Genomic DNA, 16,191 nt, shown 5'->3' on the forward strand with positions numbered 1-16,191 from the left:
GTGAAGTTTCGCGAAGTCTGTTGAATAATAGGGCTATCTTCGTTATACTCGGATATGAATAAATGAATACTGTACATATGAATACGAAGCAGAGGGGTCATACATATGAGACATTTAGTTTTGCTTGGAGGCGGATATGGCAATATGCGTGTTTTGCTCAGGCTGTTGCCCAATCATTTGCCGGATGACGTAACGATTACACTGGTTGATAAAGTGCCATATCATTGCTTGAAAACGGAGTACTATGCACTGGCGGCTGGAACCGCTTCCGACCATGAGGTCCGTGTATCTTTCCCAGAGCATGAAAAACTAAATATTATTTACGATGAAATTACAGCTATTCACTTAGATCGAAAAGAAGTTGAGTTAAAAGCAAAAGGCGCTCTTGCTTACGATGACCTTGTTATTGGCCTTGGCTGTGAGGATAAATATCACGGCGTGCCAGGGGCTGAAGAGTATACATACAGCATTCAGTCCATCCAAAAATCGCGTGCCACGTATGAAAAGCTGAACAACATGCCGGCTGGTTCAAAAGTTGGTATCGTAGGTGCAGGTCTTTCCGGAATCGAATTGGCGAGTGAACTTCGTGAAAGCCGTCCGGATCTTGATATTAAATTGTTTGACCGCGGACCGCGTATCTTAAAAGACTTCCCGCAGCGTTTAAGCCGTTACATTGAAAAATGGTTTACCGACCACGGTGTGGAAGTAGTGAGAGATGCAAACATTACGCGTGTTGAGCCTGACCGTATTTACAACCGTGAAGACGAATATCAAATGGACGCTGTTGTATGGACTGCAGGCATTCAGCCGAGCCTTGTTGTCCGGCAGATGAATGTGGAAAAAGACCGCTCTGACCGCGTTGTATTGACTCCTCACCATAACCTGCCCGGCAATGAACATGTTTATGTAGTGGGAGACTGCGCAAGCCTTCCCCATGCACCGAGCGCACAGCTTGCGGAAGAACAAGCAGAACAAATTGTCGATGTTCTTCAAAAGCGCTGGAGAAACGAGCCGCTTCCGGAAAAAATGCCAGAAATGAAACTTAAAGGCGTACTTGGTTCTCTTGGCAAAAAACAGGGCTTTGGTTTTGTAGCGGACCGGGCTATTACTGGACGTGTTGCCCGCTTCTTGAAATCAGGCGTTTTATGGATGTACAAATATCATAACGGATAATAAAAAAACCGGCTCCTTCAGCCGGTTTTTTTTTTGCTTTTACAATCCAAGCGAAATATATTTAACTTCTAAAAATTCTTCCATGCCGTGATGGCCGCCCTCGCGTCCAAGCCCGCTCTCTTTAAAGCCTCCAAATGGTGCCTGGGCCACAGATGGAAGTCCATCATTCAATCCGACAATGCCATATTCCAGCCCTTCGCTTATCGCAATGGCTTCTGAAATATTTTCCGAGAACACATAAGCCGCCAGGCCAAATGGTGTGTTGTTCGCGCGTTCTATCACTTCTTCGGTTGTACGGTACGTGGCAATCGGTGCCAGCGGACCGAATGTTTCCTCAACCATACATTCCATATCATCTGTCACGTTCGTTAGAACAGCAGGCGTAATAAAGTTTCCTTCCGCTTCACCGCCCATTTCAACGACTGCCCCTTTTTCTTTCGCATCTTTTAACTGGTTTTGTACTTTTTCGACTGCATCCGCATCAATAAGCGGGCCAATCGTTACGCCTTCTTCCATTCCATTTCCGACGCATAACTTCGCCACTTCTGCTTTGAACGCCTCCGTAAATTCCTGCTCAATGGATTCATGAACGTATACACGGTTGGCGCACACACAGGTTTGGCCGGCGTTACGGAATTTTGAGCCGATCAAGCCTTTGGCTGCTTTTTGGATATCTGCATTAGCTGTAACAATAAATGGCGCATGGCCGCCAAGCTCAAGCGATACTTTTTTCATTGTATCTGCTGCCTGCTTCATGAGCACTTTGCCGATTTCCGTTGAACCTGTAAAAGTCACTTTGCGCACACGGCTGTCTTCCATCCAGGAGCCAGCCACTGATTTTGAATCACCGGTTACAACATTCAGCACTCCTTTTGGAATACCCGCTTCGTGAGCGAGTTCAACAAGCTTCAGCGCTGTAAGAGGAGTGGAAGAAGCCGGCTTTACTACAGCCGTACAGCCAGATGCCAGTGCTGGTCCGACTTTGCGTGTAATCATGGCTGCCGGGAAATTCCATGGTGTAATGGCCGCGACAACGCCTACTGGCTGGCGTGAAACAAACAAGCGCTTTTTCGGATCCGAGGCGGGAATTGTTTCTCCGTACACTCGCTTTCCTTCTTCTGCATACCATAAAATGAAGCTGTTCGCATAATTCACTTCGCCAATGGCTTCCTGAAGCGGCTTTCCCTGCTCCTCCGTCATAATCCGGCCAATTTCTTCTTTATGCTCGTCAATCAGGCGATGCCAATTTCGTAATAATTCGGATCGCTCACCGGCCGTTTTTTGGGACCACGTGCGAAATGCTTCATAAGCGGCGTCTACAGCCCGCTTCGCCTCCATAGCGCCGCCTTTTGGTACGGATGCAAAGGTTTCGCCTGTTGCCGGATTAACGACTTGAATTTGTTCATCCGCTGTTACCCATTCACCGTTTATGTACATTTTCCATTCTTTCAAGATAATCCTCTCCCTATTTATGCGTATAGTGTTCTATTGCCCTGACGATCTTTTTTAAACACTTTTTCATTCTATATAGCAGTGCTGAGAATAAAACACCCTTTTCCCCTTTCTGTAAAGGAGAAATTGCATTTTCAATTTAAAATCATTATAATATATGTATCGAATCGAAAGGAGCCGATGATTCATGCAAGCACAAGAACAACAAATGTTCAGTGAAGTACAGGAAGTACTTGATAAATTACGTCCATTCCTGCTTCGCGACGGCGGCGACTGCGAACTCGTTGATATTGAAGACGGGATCGTAAAACTTCGTCTGCTTGGCGCGTGCGGCAGCTGCCCTAGTTCTACCATTACACTCAAAGCAGGAATTGAGCGCGCATTGCTCGAAGAAGTTCCTGGCGTTGTAGAAGTTGAACAAGTATTTTAATGATGAGAGCTGATCTTTATAAGATCAGCTCTTTTTTAAAATTGTAATACATCTTTGTTCACAAGCGTTTTGGGCGGGCGTTCATCAAATACCGCTTCAATATTGTCACAGCATGTCTGCATCATAGCCAGCCTTGTTTCTTTTGATGCGCTGCCGATATGCGGAAGTGCCACTACATTTTTCATCGATAAAAACGGATGATCAGCGGAAATCGGCTCGCTGTCGAATACATCCAGCCCTGCTGCCGCAATGTCACCGGCTTCGAGTGCATCTATTAGTGCCTGCTCATTGATAATCGGTCCCCGGCTTGCATTGATAAAGATCGCATCTTTTTTCATTTTTTGAAAGTGTTCCCTCTGAAACATGCCCCTTGTATCATCGTTCAGCGGAGCCAGGCAAACGACGAAATCCGCTTCCTCTAAAAGCTCGTCCAAGCTGCGGTACTGGGCACCCAGCATTTCTTCTGCTACTTCATGGCGGCTACGGTTATGATATAAAATATCCATATCAAAGCCGGCTGCTCTTTTGGCTACAGCGGTTCCGATCTTACCCATTCCAACAATGCCGATTTTTTTATGATGCACATCCGTTCCAACCAGCATCATCGGCGCCCAGCTTGTCCATTTTCCTTCTTTCACAAACTCAGACGCTTCTGTTACCCGGCGTGCTGTTGCTAAAAGAAGCGCGAAGGTCAAATCTGCCGTTGTATCCGTTAATACATCCGGCGTGTTGCAAATGGCAACACCATGGCGGCTGGCCGCATCCAAATCAATATTATCAAAGCCAACGGCCATATTTGCGACCACTTTTAATCGTTCAGCCTGTGAAAGCAATTCCTCATCCACTGCATCTGAAATTACGGTTAACAATGCATGAGCAGAGGCTGCTTTTTCGAGCAGAATTTCCCGCGGCACAGCTCTGTCCTCCTCTGTCCATGTTTCCACCTGGTAAGAAGCAGACAATCTCGCTGTTATTTCATCCGGCACTTTTCTCGTTACGTACACATACGGCTTCACACAGCGTCCCCCATTTCCGATTATTCTGTCTTATTGTATCATTTTCAACTTGAGTATGTCACAATGAAAACGGGTATAGGAACAGCAGTAATACATATAATGATAAAAAAGGTGTGTGGAAGATGAGTATTGAAAAGAAACGCGTCATGAGCATGTCTGAACAAACGGCCCGCCGCTGGATTGCCGAGCGCGGCGTTAAAGTGGATGATATTGCGGAGCTTGTTTTATATTTACAAAAGCCTTACCATCCTAATTTGAAGCTGGAAGAAGCAGCAGAGCATGTAGAAGCTGTACTGCGTAAGCGTGAAGTACAAAACGCGATTCTGACCGGCATTCAGCTTGATATGCTGGCGGAGAAAAACCAGCTGGCGGAACCGCTTCAATCCATTATTAAAACGGATGAAGGACTGTATGGCCTGGATGAAACAATTGCCACTGCCATTATTAATGTTTATGGAACAATTGGCTTAACAAGCTATGGCTATATTGATAAGCAAAAGCCAGGTATTCTGGAGTTTTTAAATGATAAATCAACCGGACAGGTACACACATTTTTAGATGATATTGTCGGCGCCCTTGCCGCTGCTGCGGCGAGCCGTCTTGCCCACCGTGCTGCCCATACCGAATAAGCCGCCTTTTACAGGCGGCTTTTTTATTTCTTTTTCAATGGCTGAACAGCCGGCCCTTCCAGCACTTTGCCGTCATAAGAAAATCTAGAGCCATGACATGGACAGTCCCATGAGCGTTCGGCATCATTCCAGGCTGTTTCACATCCCATATGCGTACACGTGATATCGACAAAATGGCACTTGCCCTGTTCATCCTTGTACGCTCCGGTTTTTTCGCCGTCTACGGTTACGATGCCTCCTTCGCCAGGCTGTAGAGAGTCGGCCGTTTTGTCTGCTCCTTTTAACTTTCCGCTGATCAGTTCTTTTGCAACGGCTGCGTTTTGAGAAATAAATGTTTTAATATCGGTCGGCTTCCCTTTGGCACGCTTCGGATCGTAAACATCAGCGTACCGGCTGCTGCCCTGTACAATCAAATCGGTTAGCAGCGCGGCGGCCACTGTTCCGCTCGTCATTCCCCACTTGGCGTATCCGGTTGCCAAATAAATTTTTTCACGTATCTGCCCGATATAAGGAACTTGATCCAGTGTGATTAAGTCTTGTGCGGACCAACGATAAAGGACTTCTTCAGCTCCAAAATGCTTTTTGGCAAACGCAGCCAGCTCTTCGTAATGATGAGTCGTCTCCTGTTTGCTGCGCCCGGCTGGATGATTTTCCCCGCCAATAATAAGCAACTGCTCTCCATTTTCCATTCGCGTATACCGGACAGAGCGCGATGGCTGATCCTGGCTGATATACATGCCGCTCTGGAGCGTGTGATCCCCTTTTACCCCAATAGCATAGGACCGTTCCGGATGCAGCTTGGCAAAATAAGCACCGTCAAAGTCATTAAACGGATAATGCGAAGCCACAACGACATGATCCCCGGTAATGAAATGTCCGTCTGTTGTTTTAACCATCCGTCCATCCATGGACTCTGCCCGTGTATCTTCAAAAATGTGAACCTGCCCCGCCATATCCCTCACAAGCGCTTCTAAAAACTTCACAGGATGAAATTGTGCCTGCTCTCTCATGACGAGCGCTTCTTCCACATGAAAAGGCAGATTCATCCCTGCAGAGGCGCCGGCCAAGCCTCCATTTATGCCGATCTTCTGGTAAGCGGCTGCTTCTTTTTCAAGCGCCGGAAACATTTCATCGGTTGTAATATACGTGTAAGCATCTTGTTTTGAAAACTCACACTCAATATCCAGCTCTTTGACCGTCTTCTCTATAAAAGCGATTACTTCCTCGTTTGCTTCGTAATAAAGTCTCGCTTTTTCTTCTCCGAAGGTACGAATCAGCTTATCATAAATAAGACTGTGCTGAGCGGTGATTTTCGCGGTTGTAAACCCGGTTGTCCCGTCCGTTAATTTTCCTGCCTCAATCAGAACTACTTTCTTTCCTTCTTTAGCCAGCTTCCATGCCGTTAAAATGCCGGTAATCCCACCACCGACAATGACAACCTCTGCTGTTAAATCGGTTTGCAGCGGAGTAAATGACCGTGGTGCTTCATGGTCTTTCCAATAAGATATGGTTTTTTTTGGAATGTTCATAAGAGCCTCCCTAAAAATAGTCATATGGACTCCGTACCCTTATGTGCTCATTTTTACCCCAAAAAAAAGAAACAGCAATGTGCTGTTTCTTACAATTCCCACTCATTTAAATTTTTTCGTGTGTAAGTCGGCTGGATGTCATACCGCTCCAAAAACTCCGGCTGCGTTACACCTGTATGCACAAGCAGTGTATCAATTCCAATGTTAATGCCGGCCAGGATATCTGTATCATAATAATCCCCGATCATAATCGTTTCTTCTTTTGACGTGCCAATAACTTCCATAGCCTGTTCCATAATAATCGGCTCCGGCTTTCCGATAAAGACCGGCTCTGTTTCAGTTGAAACAGACACCACCGATGTCAGCGAGCCGTTTCCAGGCAGAAAGCCACGTTCTGATGGAATAGCAATATCGCCGTTTGTCGAAATAAAGCGGGCGCCGTTACGCACAGCCAAGCAGGCACCTGCCAGCTTTTCATATGTAATACCGCGGTCAATTCCTGTAACGACGTAATCAGGGTGTTCATGCGTCACAACTTCAAGGCCTTGCTCTGCAAGCGCCTGCAGGATTCCATCTTCTCCGATCACATACACCGTTGCTCCCGGTTTTTCATCATGGATAAATTGCGCCGTTGCACGCGAAGTGGTAAATACATTTTCCGGCCGTGTATGAATACCCATTTTCACTAATTTGTCCGCCACCTGTTCCGGCGTACGGGATGAGTTGTTCGTCACAAACAAATAAGGAAGGCCCGCAGCATTCAGGCGGTCAACAAACTCTGCTGCTCCCGGAATAATTTGTGTGCCGGCGTACATTGTGCCGTCTAAATCGATTAAATAGCCTTTATAACGCGTCATTTCTTTTCTCCTTCTTCCGGTAAAAATGCAGAAACAGGTCCAAGCTCATGTTCCAAATAAGCACGGACGCGGTTTGGAAAATCGGCTAATTCTTTTTTATTGGCGATAAATACCGCCGCCAGTTCATCATGCGAAATAGAGATATATTCGCGGACAAGCATTTTCCGAAGAGCGATTACATCTTTTAAAGGAGCAGATTGTTCTGGCAGAATCACGTTTTCATCGTCCAGAATATCAATAATGTCATCGTAACTTCCTGGATCACGCATAATAAAGCCGTCGATCATTGCATTGCCAACGTCAATGATCGATTCTACAACCGTTTGGGCGATTCTTTCAAGTGCCGCCCTTTCAATGACTGTTCCCCAGGTTGGCTGAGAATGGAACAAATCGAGCTGCTGCTCCATAAAGCGAAGTGTTGCTTCTATTTTCTTGCGGTCAATAAAATACACAGGCCATCCATCCTTTCCGCTTCTATTGTATCATGTGATACAATGGTTGAAAATGTAGAGCGGAGGACAGCACATGAGTGAACGTTTTTTTCTTTATGACGAAAAAGATACAACGGTAACGCGATTTGTCAGCTTTGCCGGCGAACACAGCCGATACGACCTGGCCCTTCTGCAGACGGACCGCTATTACGGCAAATCGGTTGTTTTAAACCTGCAGGGAAATACATATGCCATTATCGGCCGCGATGACCTGGAAGAGCCGGGCTATATTGAATATGCGTTTAATATGGGTGAAGAAGAAGCGGCGGAGTTAAAAGAATTTTTATATGAAGTGATTTAACGCTTAAAACAACATGGCGCGATTCATATTGAATCGCGCCATACAAATAGGCAAACACGCCGTCTGTTATTTTCCTTGAGACTCGGCTGGTTTTTTCGGTGCTGCCGCAACGGGCAGCTTTTTTAAAATAAAATAGCCGCATCCGAAGTTGCAGTATTCCAGCAAATAATCACGTATTGTCGAAAACTTGTTGTCGTAGGACGCTTTTTTGTTGTCATCTTCGAAAAACCCTTTAAGCCGAAGCTGTCCATATCCCCAGTCGCCGACAATGTAATCATACTTCGCCAAAATATCGCTGTAGCGGGCCCGGAAGGCTTCTTCATTAAATCCTTCTGTCCGTTCCTCGACAATTTCATAGTTTTCATTTTGAATCGTAATCATTTATTGGGCCGCCTGTGCTTCGCCCTCGGCGTGTTTCGCTTTTGCCGCAGCATTAACCTGCTCATCCGCATGGTAGGAAGAACGAACCATTGGACCCGCTTCGCAGTGGCTGAACCCTTTTGACATGGCGATTTCACGCAGCTCGGCGAATTCGTCTGGATGGTAATATTTTTGTACCTTTAAGTGTTTTTTCGATGGCTGCAAGTATTGCCCAATCGTCATAATATCTACGTTGTTCGCACGAAGGTCGTCCATCACTTCAATAATCTCTTCTTTTGTTTCCCCGAGACCAACCATTAAGCTTGATTTTGTCGGGATATCCGGTTGCATTTCTTTCGCGCGGCGTAAAAACTCAAGCGAGCGGTCATACTTTGCACGCGCACGAACACGCGGCGTTAAGCGGCGGACCGTTTCGATGTTATGATTTAAAATATCGGGCTTGGCATCCATCAGCATTTGTAAGTTCTCTTCAATCCCGCCCATATCAGAAGGAAGCACTTCAATCGATGTGAATGGATTTTTCCGGCGAATGGCCCGAACCGTTTCAGCAAATACATAAGCACCGCCGTCTTTTAAATCATCACGCGCAACAGCTGTAACAACGACGTGTTTTAAATTCATTTGTACAACCGAATCCGCTACGCGTTCCGGCTCCTGCAGGTCAAGCTCTGTCGGAAGACCCGTTTTTACAGCACAGAAACGACAGGCACGTGTGCAGACGCTGCCAAGAATCATAAATGTTGCTGTACGGCGGACAGCCCAGCACTCATGAATGTTTGGACACTTGGCTTCTTCACAAACCGTATGAAGCTGCTTTTCGCGCATCATTTTCTTTAATCCTGTGTAATTCTCGTTTGTATTCAGCTTTATTTTCAACCATTCTGGTTTACGCAAGTATTCCTCTTTCGTACTCATTTTTCCATCTCCAATCGGCTTACACTATACCGCTACTTTATCATAATTATCAAGTGCCCGCAAAAGGTGATTTCTTCAAAGAAGGAGAAAATACGGCCGGCTGTTAAAATAGAAATAAACGAAAAAGCTGCATCCCTTATGTTAACAGGGATGCAGCTTTTTCTTTATATAAAGAAATCGATACTGTCAGAAGAAACCTTATTTATCTTATACTCTTTTGTCATTATACATCGCTCATTTAAAGAAAATGTGTCGGACCGCAGCCCAAGCCGTAATGTTTCAAGCGGGATCGCATCAGAAAATGGAATATTAGCAAGGTTCACGTTCGGACCGGCTATTTGGATAAAAGCGGTCTGCAATTTTTTTGAGGGTGCTTCAAAAATCATTTTTTGCAGATCCATTCCCGTTTCTAGTATTTTATCCACGATTTCCATGCGCATTTCCCCATTACTCCGGCAAATTCCGCTTGTGCCGCTTTCACGCGCTTCGGTGATCACTTTGGTTGAGCCGGCTTCAATATCTTCAAGAATCCATTCGACCCATTGAGATGCGTTTTGATGCAGAGATTTGTCACTGTCTTTGGCTCCTACTTCACTAAACACAGTAAAATCCTTAGCAAACTCCTTTATATAAGCTGTTTTTTCCCTGTTGGTCATGTCAATTGTGCCGTTTGAGATTTCGATGTACTGGCATCCATGCTTTTGAATAAATTTCTCAAAATCACTCAATTTCTTTTGGCTGACAAACTTCTCAAATAACGTGCCCCCAAAAAAGAAGTTCACTTTATTTTCCTGCAGGCAGGCAATTTTCTCTTCCAGGTGCTTCGTGACAACCGCTGTTCCCCAGCCAAATTTCACAAAATCAATGTATGCTTCTGAACTATTGATCGTGTCTTGAAAAAGCTGCAATGGAACCCCGTTATCGATCAGAACGGTGAGCCCATTTCCTCTTGGTTTACTGCTTCTTTTCGGCAGGTTCAGCCCTGTGTCCCTCATATATTCACCCTCACAATTCTTGGTAAATTATTTTTCTGGTTTACTTCCATCACAAAACCAGTGTCCAGCTCTTTCACACACAGGGCAATATCGGCACTTTTAAATTCCGGCCGGTTATCGTCAAAAAACTTTTGTGCCGGCTCTGCTTCTCTAATTCTCGAAACTGTTTCAAACGCAGAGCAGCCTTCCTCTCCTTCAATAATAGCTTTCATGTATTCGGCACAGGCAAGATCCTCATCGCCAATCGGATGAGAAGCGATTATATTAATGTCCGCGTTTTTCCCGACAAGCTGGCGAATGTATTGAGCGGTTGTTTTCGCATTGGAAAAGCCCGTTACAAATACATGGCTGGCGTTTAATGCATGTAACGCTGCTCTTACTCCATTGGTCGTTTTTTGAACGAGAATTTTCCCCTCCACGTTCGCTTCAAGAAGGCTGGCTGGAGAGTTATCAAGATCAAATCCAGGGATGTAGAGCCCCTTCTCTTCACCAGCCAGCATGTATGTGGGATTTTTTTCTTTTGTTTGAAGTGCAGAATTGATTGTTTCTGCCAGTAAAATTTCCTCTGCCCCTTTTATAAACGCGTAGTGGGCAAAAGTGAACGCACGAATGACGTCAATCACAACATTCACATCGGCACAGCTCAGTTGGTGAGAGTGGCCTTGATAAATTCGGACTGCCATTATCTGCTCCTCTCCTTTTAACGTTTTCCCTGCCTGCTGACAAACCGCTTACGTTAGTATTCATTTGTCTCTCACCTTATCAGCATATAGCTAATTTATTCGTCTATTTTTCAGATGGTTCTTGATTTTTTGCTCCTTTGGGCATATGCTCAGCCTGCTTTTTCCTTTCGAACTCTTTTTTTAAATGCTGAATAAACTGCTTTTAGGAATTCACCTATTTATTGGTTTTGTTTGAGGAAGGAGTGCAGCCAGCTGCAGGCACAGCTGCTTGTTTAGGAATGACCCGTACAAGATGCCAGTCCAGTGAGAAAATAGAAGGCGGGCGTTACCCGAATGGATAGGAGCGGAACAGGAAAATGATTACCTTATTGGCTTTTCTGGCAGCCCTTTTCTTTGCACTCAATATCGGTGCAAGCGGAGCCGCTGCCTCCATGGGCATTGCCTATGGTTCTGGAGCGTTAAAAAACAGGCGGATGGCATTGGTTATTTGCGGAATCGGCGTGCTGCTCGGAGCGGCTTTAGGCGGCGGCGAAGTAGCTAAAACCCTTGGTTCAGGGATTATTCCACAAGAATTGATCAGCATTCACATTTCCTTGATCATTCTTTGCTCGGCCGCTATTTCACTTTTTATCGCCAATATTTCTGGGATCCCGCTTTCCACAAGTGAAGTGACGGTAGGAGCGATTGTTGGCGTTGGGATGGCGTATAAACAAGTATTTATCAGTACGTTGTTGACGATTATGATGTATTGGATTCTTATTCCAATTGCGGCCTTTTTTTTCGCCTGGCTTTTAAATAAAGGGGTAAAACAAGCAGAAGCCCGGCTGTTGTTTTTAAAAAAGCCGAAATGGATCAAAATTTTGTCCGTATTAGTGATCTGCACAGGATTTTTGGAAGCTTTTTCAGCTGGTATGAACAATGTCGCCAACTCGATCGGTCCGCTCGCTGCTTCCGGGCTGATCTCTATCCAAAACGGGATTGTGATCGGCGGACTATTTACCGCAGCGGGCGCACTGCTGCTCGGTTCAAAAGTGATCGAAACAAATGGGAAAAAGCTGACCGACCTGAGTCTGCTTCAAGGAAGTGCGGTTTCAGGTCTCGGCGGGACACTCGTGATTATTGCTTCTCTATTCGGCATTCCTGTTCCACAAACCCAGGTGACCACATGCAGTATTCTGGGTATAGGCTTTTCGGAAGAAGGCGCAAAAATATTTCAAAAAGGCATTATCAGCAGACTCTTGAAGGTATGGCTCGTGTCTCCGCTTTTTTCTCTGGTTATTTCCTACAACCTCGTTAAGCTATTTTTGGATTTTGATCTTTATGCCGTCATCGTGGGTGCTTCTGTTTTTGCAGCTACGGTTGGCTCAATCAGCTTAATTAAGCCGATCGGCCTTGCAAAGCCTGCTTTTCTAAAAGAAGGAAACAAAGTTAAATAAGCCGGATCGTTCAAAAATAAAGAAAGGACCGGAACACATATAGATCGTCCGGTCCTGCCAAGACAGGAAAAGTCTTCAGTTTTCGATTTCCTTTACCTGAATAAATTTCATGACAACAAATAGCATAATCAGCCCTAGTACACCTGCTGTAATATACCCTGCATTTAAAAATTTTGCCATCACGATAGACATTAAAGGCGGTCCTGCTGCTACCCCGGCAAACCGGGCTGCACTGTAAAAAGAGGTAATGGTGCCTCTTTCTTCTTTTTTGATGTTTTCTGTAATAATGGCGTCCAATACAGGCATAACAGCTCCAATCGCCATTCCCAGGATGCTGGTTACCACTAAAAGAAGGATCAACTGCTTGCTGACAAAGCCAACAAACACCACACTAATAGACGTAACAATCAAACAAACAATAAGGATTTTCCTCATAGTTGGCAAATTCCCTTTGATTTTGCGCCCAACTGTAAACGCTACAATACAAAGCAGGAAAAGCGGAATCGCTAATATAAAACCTTTTTTTATGTCAAAAATTTGATGTACTTTCTCCAAAATGTCCGATAGGTAAAATAACACACTGAATAATACCAAAAACACATAAAATCCTAAAAGAAAAACGGTAAAAAGCCATTTCCCTTCTTTTTTAAGGGTCTTTTTCGTATTACTCACAAATTCCTTGAATTTTTTCGGCTTTTCCTGCTTTCCTTTTGGCACTTTCACAAAGAAAAAAATTAATGCGATCGAGATTAAACTAAAAGCAGAAATCGCAAAGAAGGGTAAAAACCACAAAAAGGCGGCCAGTATAGATCCGAGGATAGGACTTAACACTTTTCCAAATGTATTCGATGTTTCAATGGTCCCTAAACAGGCACTTGTTTTTTCCGCATTGTCCTTGTAAAGATCTCCCACCAGCGGCAGGATAATAGGCATCGCTCCCGCTGAACCAATCCCCTGCAGAATCCGGCCTATAATAATCCAGGTGTAGGGATCCGCCATTTTCCAAGAGGCAAATCCGGCAATAAGTCCTCCGATCAGGGCAAGAACCAAGCTGGGCAAAATAACTTTTTTTCGTCCAATTCGGTCCGATAAATATCCCGCCAGCGGAATTAAAAAAACAGCAGCAACCGAATAACTTGTAATAATCATACTGGATTGAAAAGAGGAAATACCTACCTTTTTTTCCAGTATTGGCAAAACAGGAATCAGCATAGAATTCCCTAATGTCATGACGAGCGGAATGGAAGCCATACTTACAACACACCATATACTTACTTTCTCAGCCTGTTTCCCCACATGCACACCCCGTTTAATGTTTTTGTGACAGCTCATTAAATGTATGGTCTCCTTGCGTATTCTTTTTATACAGTGCCGCATACACTTTAAAAAGGAGGACGAGCACGCCATTTTATACGTAATTGGGGATGATTTTTTCTGAAAACCAACAATAAAAGTTATGCTCCATTGACCTTCCGCGCTTTAGTCAGAAAGTATTTTTTAGTCAGTGTGGGAGCGGTTATGCAGGGCTTCGCTATGGGCGTATTTTTATTCCCTAACTTTATTCCTTCCGGCGGCGGTGCCGGGCTGACTGTACTGCTGAATTACTGGCTGGATATCCCAATAAGCATTGCGCTGTGGCTTGTTAATTCTTCCATGCTTTTATTCGCTGTTCACTATTTAGGGGGCATGAGTGCTTTAGGTACACTGCTCGGCATTACGATTACCTCTATTTCGGTCAACATTTTTAACGTATACCTAGAATCACCATTTTCAAATGTATGGATTGATTTGTTTTTTGGTTCCCTCTTTTTTGGTACAGGCGTATCCATTTTATTAAGGCAGGGAGTATCAAACGGAGGCGTTGGCGTCATCGCTTTAATTATTGCCAAGTACAGGCGTGTGAATCCCAGTAAACCGCTTTTTTGGATTAATGGTTTTATTTTCTTGATCACAGCTTATGCCATCGCTTGGGAAATTGTCGCCCAAGCCCTTATTTGTCAATGGATGTCTACAAGAACCATTGGCTGGCTGTATACCGTTCCCCGTCCCAAAAATATCCTGACTTTTGATTTTATCTGGCGTAAAAAATAAATCATTCTTCATAAAAATAGGAATGGCTCGCTGTTTACTGTCAATAATATAAAAAGCCGGATTACTTTATCGGTAATCCGGCTTTGATTTTGCAAAGTATTCAGCAGAGCAGCGTTTAAATTCGCTTTTTTGCTATTATGAATGTTTGTTTTCTTTTGCTTTTTTTACTGCGTGACCAATGCTGGCACCAAGGCCGCCCCAAATGATCACAACCCCAATGACCATCATCACAATTGCACTCGTATCCATTATAGCCCCTCCTTGCTGTTCCGGCTTAAAGGCTTAATAAACATAAAGACTACACCAATGATAATGGCAAGTGCTGCCGTACCCCAGCCGTAAGTAATCAGGAATGAAAGTGGATAATCCTCATATGGAGTAGACAAGTCTTGACGAATGTTGTCAAACATCATATAAGCCAGCACGATAGGCGTTAAAATCATTAAGCAGAATTTCCACCATGCACCCAGCTTTATGTCAGAAACGGCATCCGCATGCTGTTTCAACGAGTCCAATTCTTTAAATACCCAAGCAACAAGAATAACTTCAACGAACCCAGCGAAAACAATTCCATACAAGTTAATAAAATGATCTACCGTGTCTAAGAAGAAAAGACCGCCTTTTGTTGCGTATAAAAGTGAAATTAACGCTGAAAGGCCTCCCCCTACTGCCACAGATACTGTTCGGGAAATATTAAATTTCTCCTGCAGTCCTGCCACAAACGTTTCAATAATGGAGATAAGCGATGTTAACCCTGCAAGCGTAAGCGAGATAAAAAATAAGAATCCAAAAAATCCACTTGCTACTGGAAACTCATTAATAATTTGCGGGAAAACGGCAAAAGCTAAAATGATTCCGCTTGATACAACTTCTTCTACCGCTACACCCTGTTGTTGCGCCATAAACCCAAGAGCGGCAAAAACACCAAAGCCAGCAAGCAGTTCAAATGAGGAATTTGCAAAAGCTGTAATAAAAGCATTATTCGTAATATCTGCTTTTTTCGGCAGATAGCTGGAGTAAGTAATCATGATAGCAAACCCGACTGATAAACTAAAGAAAATTTGGCCGTAAGCTGCAATCCATACTTTACCATCCAAAATTTTAGACCAATCTGGCTGGAAAAAGGCATTTAAACCTTCAACAGCTCCCGGCAAAGTCAATGCGCGTACTACAACAATAAAGAATAAAATAACAAGAAGCGGAAGCATAAATTTCGTAGCTGCTTCAATTCCTTTTTTAACACCTGAAAACATAATGCCCAATGTTACAATCCACACAAGCAATAGCGGAAGAAGAACACCGCCTGCAAACCCGCCAAGCTGGCCTGGTTCACCTACTTGTAAATACTCCCCCAGCAAAAAGTCCTGCGGAGCGTTACCCCATGATTTAGTAAATGAGAAAAACGAGTATGATGTAGCCCATGCAATAATAACAGAATAATACGTTGCAATGAAAAAAGAGATTGCCAGCTGCCACCAGCCAAGCCACTCTGACTTTCTATTAATTCTTGTCATTGTCAGCGGTGCAGAACCGCGATACTTGTGACCCATTGTAAATTCCATAATAAGCAGTGGGATTCCGGCTGTTAATAGAGCGAACAAATAGGGAAGGAAAAAAGCACCTCCGCCATTTTCATATGCTACTGCGGGGAAACGCCAAATGTTTCCGAGTCCGACTGCCGAGCCAACCGCTGCCATAATGAATCCAGCGCGTGACCCCCATTGTGGACGATTTTGTTCCATATATATGGACCTCCTTGAATGTTCAAAATTTTGTATTTTCAGATAATTTCTGAAGACCATCTTTATTATA

The 16,191-nt window shown here is 44.3% G+C and carries 18 protein-coding genes; 6 read left to right on the forward strand and 12 right to left on the reverse strand.

Features of this window, described 5'->3' with window-relative positions; genetic code table 11:
* The first annotated feature begins 105 nt into the window (after positions 1 to 105).
* Entirely contained in the window at positions 106 to 1,173 is a 1,068-nt protein-coding gene (locus RG959_RS13795; RefSeq protein WP_251269765.1) for an NAD(P)/FAD-dependent oxidoreductase, read from the forward strand.
* Between the two features lie 39 nt (positions 1,174 to 1,212).
* Here RG959_RS13795 and RG959_RS13800 read toward each other — a convergent pair whose 3' ends face one another.
* Positions 1,213 to 2,610 (reverse strand): NAD-dependent succinate-semialdehyde dehydrogenase, encoded by a 1,398-nt coding sequence (locus tag RG959_RS13800; protein WP_342797656.1) that lies wholly within the window; start codon positions 2,608 to 2,610, stop codon positions 1,213 to 1,215.
* A 202-nt stretch (positions 2,611 to 2,812) separates the two neighbouring features.
* Here RG959_RS13800 and RG959_RS13805 point away from each other — a divergent pair, with 202 nt between their 5' ends.
* Positions 2,813 to 3,055: a NifU family protein gene (locus RG959_RS13805; RefSeq protein ID WP_242234039.1), complete on the forward strand. Its 243-nt coding sequence runs from the start codon at positions 2,813 to 2,815 to the stop codon at positions 3,053 to 3,055.
* 35 nt (positions 3,056 to 3,090) lie between these two features.
* Here the strand turns inward: RG959_RS13805 and RG959_RS13810 are convergent, their stop codons facing one another.
* Positions 3,091 to 4,071: a 2-hydroxyacid dehydrogenase gene (locus RG959_RS13810; protein WP_342797592.1), complete on the reverse strand. Its 981-nt coding sequence runs from the start codon at positions 4,069 to 4,071 to the stop codon at positions 3,091 to 3,093.
* Between the two features lie 122 nt (positions 4,072 to 4,193).
* Between RG959_RS13810 and RG959_RS13815 the strand changes: the two genes are divergently transcribed.
* Entirely contained in the window at positions 4,194 to 4,700 is a 507-nt protein-coding gene (locus RG959_RS13815; protein ID WP_242234041.1) for a phosphatidylglycerophosphatase A family protein, read from the forward strand.
* 23 nt (positions 4,701 to 4,723) lie between these two features.
* Here RG959_RS13815 and RG959_RS13820 read toward each other — a convergent pair whose 3' ends face one another.
* The 3 genes from RG959_RS13820 to RG959_RS13830 form a co-directional block, all read right to left on the reverse strand.
* Entirely contained in the window at positions 4,724 to 6,229 is a 1,506-nt protein-coding gene (locus RG959_RS13820; protein ID WP_342797593.1) for an FAD-dependent oxidoreductase, read from the reverse strand.
* Between the two features lie 89 nt (positions 6,230 to 6,318).
* Positions 6,319 to 7,086, reverse strand: coding sequence for a TIGR01457 family HAD-type hydrolase (locus tag RG959_RS13825; protein ID WP_342797594.1), 768 nt, complete (start codon positions 7,084 to 7,086; stop codon positions 6,319 to 6,321).
* Positions 7,083 to 7,538, reverse strand: coding sequence for a DUF86 domain-containing protein (locus RG959_RS13830; RefSeq protein WP_342797595.1), 456 nt, complete (start codon positions 7,536 to 7,538; stop codon positions 7,083 to 7,085). Before RG959_RS13830 ends, RG959_RS13825 begins: the two co-directional genes overlap by 4 nt.
* A 73-nt stretch (positions 7,539 to 7,611) precedes the next feature.
* On the opposite strand from RG959_RS13830, the gene RG959_RS13835 reads away from it, so the two are divergent.
* Entirely contained in the window at positions 7,612 to 7,878 is a 267-nt protein-coding gene (locus RG959_RS13835; RefSeq protein WP_342797596.1) for a DUF3055 domain-containing protein, read from the forward strand.
* A 66-nt stretch (positions 7,879 to 7,944) separates the two neighbouring features.
* Here the strand turns inward: RG959_RS13835 and RG959_RS13840 are convergent, their stop codons facing one another.
* The 4 genes from RG959_RS13840 to RG959_RS13855 all read right to left on the reverse strand — a co-directional run bounded on the left by RG959_RS13840 (position 7,945) and on the right by RG959_RS13855 (position 10,852).
* Positions 7,945 to 8,259 carry a YutD family protein gene (locus RG959_RS13840; RefSeq protein ID WP_251269771.1) on the reverse strand — a complete coding sequence of 105 codons (315 nt, stop codon included), beginning with the start codon at positions 8,257 to 8,259 and terminating at the stop codon, positions 7,945 to 7,947.
* Positions 8,260 to 9,174, reverse strand: a complete 915-nt coding sequence (gene lipA, locus RG959_RS13845; RefSeq protein ID WP_242234047.1) for a lipoyl synthase — start codon at positions 9,172 to 9,174, stop codon at positions 8,260 to 8,262.
* A gap of 164 nt (positions 9,175 to 9,338) precedes the next feature.
* On the reverse strand, positions 9,339 to 10,169 hold the full coding sequence (locus RG959_RS13850) for a phosphosulfolactate synthase (protein ID WP_342797597.1): 831 nt from the start codon (positions 10,167 to 10,169) through the stop codon (positions 9,339 to 9,341).
* Complete coding sequence (locus tag RG959_RS13855; RefSeq protein WP_342797598.1) at positions 10,166 to 10,852, reverse strand: 2-phosphosulfolactate phosphatase; 687 nt, start codon at positions 10,850 to 10,852, stop codon at positions 10,166 to 10,168. Before RG959_RS13855 ends, RG959_RS13850 begins: the two co-directional genes overlap by 4 nt.
* 356 nt (positions 10,853 to 11,208) lie before the next feature.
* Between RG959_RS13855 and RG959_RS13860 the strand changes: the two genes are divergently transcribed.
* On the forward strand, positions 11,209 to 12,288 hold the full coding sequence (locus tag RG959_RS13860) for a sulfate permease (protein WP_342797599.1): 1,080 nt from the start codon (positions 11,209 to 11,211) through the stop codon (positions 12,286 to 12,288).
* A gap of 75 nt (positions 12,289 to 12,363) precedes the next feature.
* On the opposite strand, the gene RG959_RS13865 is transcribed toward RG959_RS13860, so the two are convergent.
* Positions 12,364 to 13,620, reverse strand: a complete 1,257-nt coding sequence (locus tag RG959_RS13865; protein ID WP_342797600.1) for an MFS transporter — start codon at positions 13,618 to 13,620, stop codon at positions 12,364 to 12,366.
* 132 nt (positions 13,621 to 13,752) lie between these two features.
* On the opposite strand from RG959_RS13865, the gene RG959_RS13870 reads away from it, so the two are divergent.
* Entirely contained in the window at positions 13,753 to 14,379 is a 627-nt protein-coding gene (locus tag RG959_RS13870) for a YitT family protein (protein ID WP_342797601.1), read from the forward strand.
* 135 nt (positions 14,380 to 14,514) lie between these two features.
* On the opposite strand, the gene RG959_RS13875 is transcribed toward RG959_RS13870, so the two are convergent.
* Both RG959_RS13875 and RG959_RS13880 read right to left on the reverse strand, forming a co-directional pair.
* The gene (locus RG959_RS13875; RefSeq protein WP_251269777.1) at positions 14,515 to 14,628 is read right to left on the reverse strand and encodes a methionine/alanine import family NSS transporter small subunit; all 114 of its coding nucleotides are present in this window, start codon (positions 14,626 to 14,628) and stop codon (positions 14,515 to 14,517) included.
* Positions 14,628 to 16,121 (reverse strand): sodium-dependent transporter, encoded by a 1,494-nt coding sequence (locus tag RG959_RS13880; RefSeq protein WP_342797602.1) that lies wholly within the window; start codon positions 16,119 to 16,121, stop codon positions 14,628 to 14,630. Before RG959_RS13880 ends, RG959_RS13875 begins: the two co-directional genes overlap by 1 nt.
* Positions 16,122 to 16,191: the final 70 nt, after the last annotated feature.

Origin of the sequence: Domibacillus sp. 8LH (assembly GCF_038806185.1) — a bacterium.
Classification (GTDB): domain Bacteria; phylum Bacillota; class Bacilli; order Bacillales; family Domibacillaceae; genus Domibacillus; species Domibacillus indicus_A.

Coding starts and splice junctions, on each gene's coding strand:
- RG959_RS13795 (WP_251269765.1), top strand. CDS start 106: ATGAGACATTTAGTTTTGCTTGGAGGCGGATATGGCAATATGCGTGTT.
- RG959_RS13800 (WP_342797656.1), bottom strand. CDS start 2,610: ATGTACATAAACGGTGAATGGGTAACAGCGGATGAACAAATTCAAGTC.
- RG959_RS13805 (WP_242234039.1), top strand. CDS start 2,813: ATGCAAGCACAAGAACAACAAATGTTCAGTGAAGTACAGGAAGTACTT.
- RG959_RS13815 (WP_242234041.1), top strand. CDS start 4,194: ATGAGTATTGAAAAGAAACGCGTCATGAGCATGTCTGAACAAACGGCC.
- RG959_RS13820 (WP_342797593.1), bottom strand. CDS start 6,229: ATGAACATTCCAAAAAAAACCATATCTTATTGGAAAGACCATGAAGCA.
- RG959_RS13825 (WP_342797594.1), bottom strand. CDS start 7,086: ATGACGCGTTATAAAGGCTATTTAATCGATTTAGACGGCACAATGTAC.
- RG959_RS13835 (WP_342797596.1), top strand. CDS start 7,612: ATGAGTGAACGTTTTTTTCTTTATGACGAAAAAGATACAACGGTAACG.
- RG959_RS13840 (WP_251269771.1), bottom strand. CDS start 8,259: ATGATTACGATTCAAAATGAAAACTATGAAATTGTCGAGGAACGGACA.
- lipA (WP_242234047.1), bottom strand. CDS start 9,174: ATGAGTACGAAAGAGGAATACTTGCGTAAACCAGAATGGTTGAAAATA.
- RG959_RS13850 (WP_342797597.1), bottom strand. CDS start 10,169: ATGAGGGACACAGGGCTGAACCTGCCGAAAAGAAGCAGTAAACCAAGA.
- RG959_RS13855 (WP_342797598.1), bottom strand. CDS start 10,852: ATGGCAGTCCGAATTTATCAAGGCCACTCTCACCAACTGAGCTGTGCC.
- RG959_RS13860 (WP_342797599.1), top strand. CDS start 11,209: ATGATTACCTTATTGGCTTTTCTGGCAGCCCTTTTCTTTGCACTCAAT.
- RG959_RS13865 (WP_342797600.1), bottom strand. CDS start 13,620: ATGAGCTGTCACAAAAACATTAAACGGGGTGTGCATGTGGGGAAACAG.
- RG959_RS13875 (WP_251269777.1), bottom strand. CDS start 14,628: ATGGATACGAGTGCAATTGTGATGATGGTCATTGGGGTTGTGATCATT.
- RG959_RS13880 (WP_342797602.1), bottom strand. CDS start 16,121: ATGGAACAAAATCGTCCACAATGGGGGTCACGCGCTGGATTCATTATG.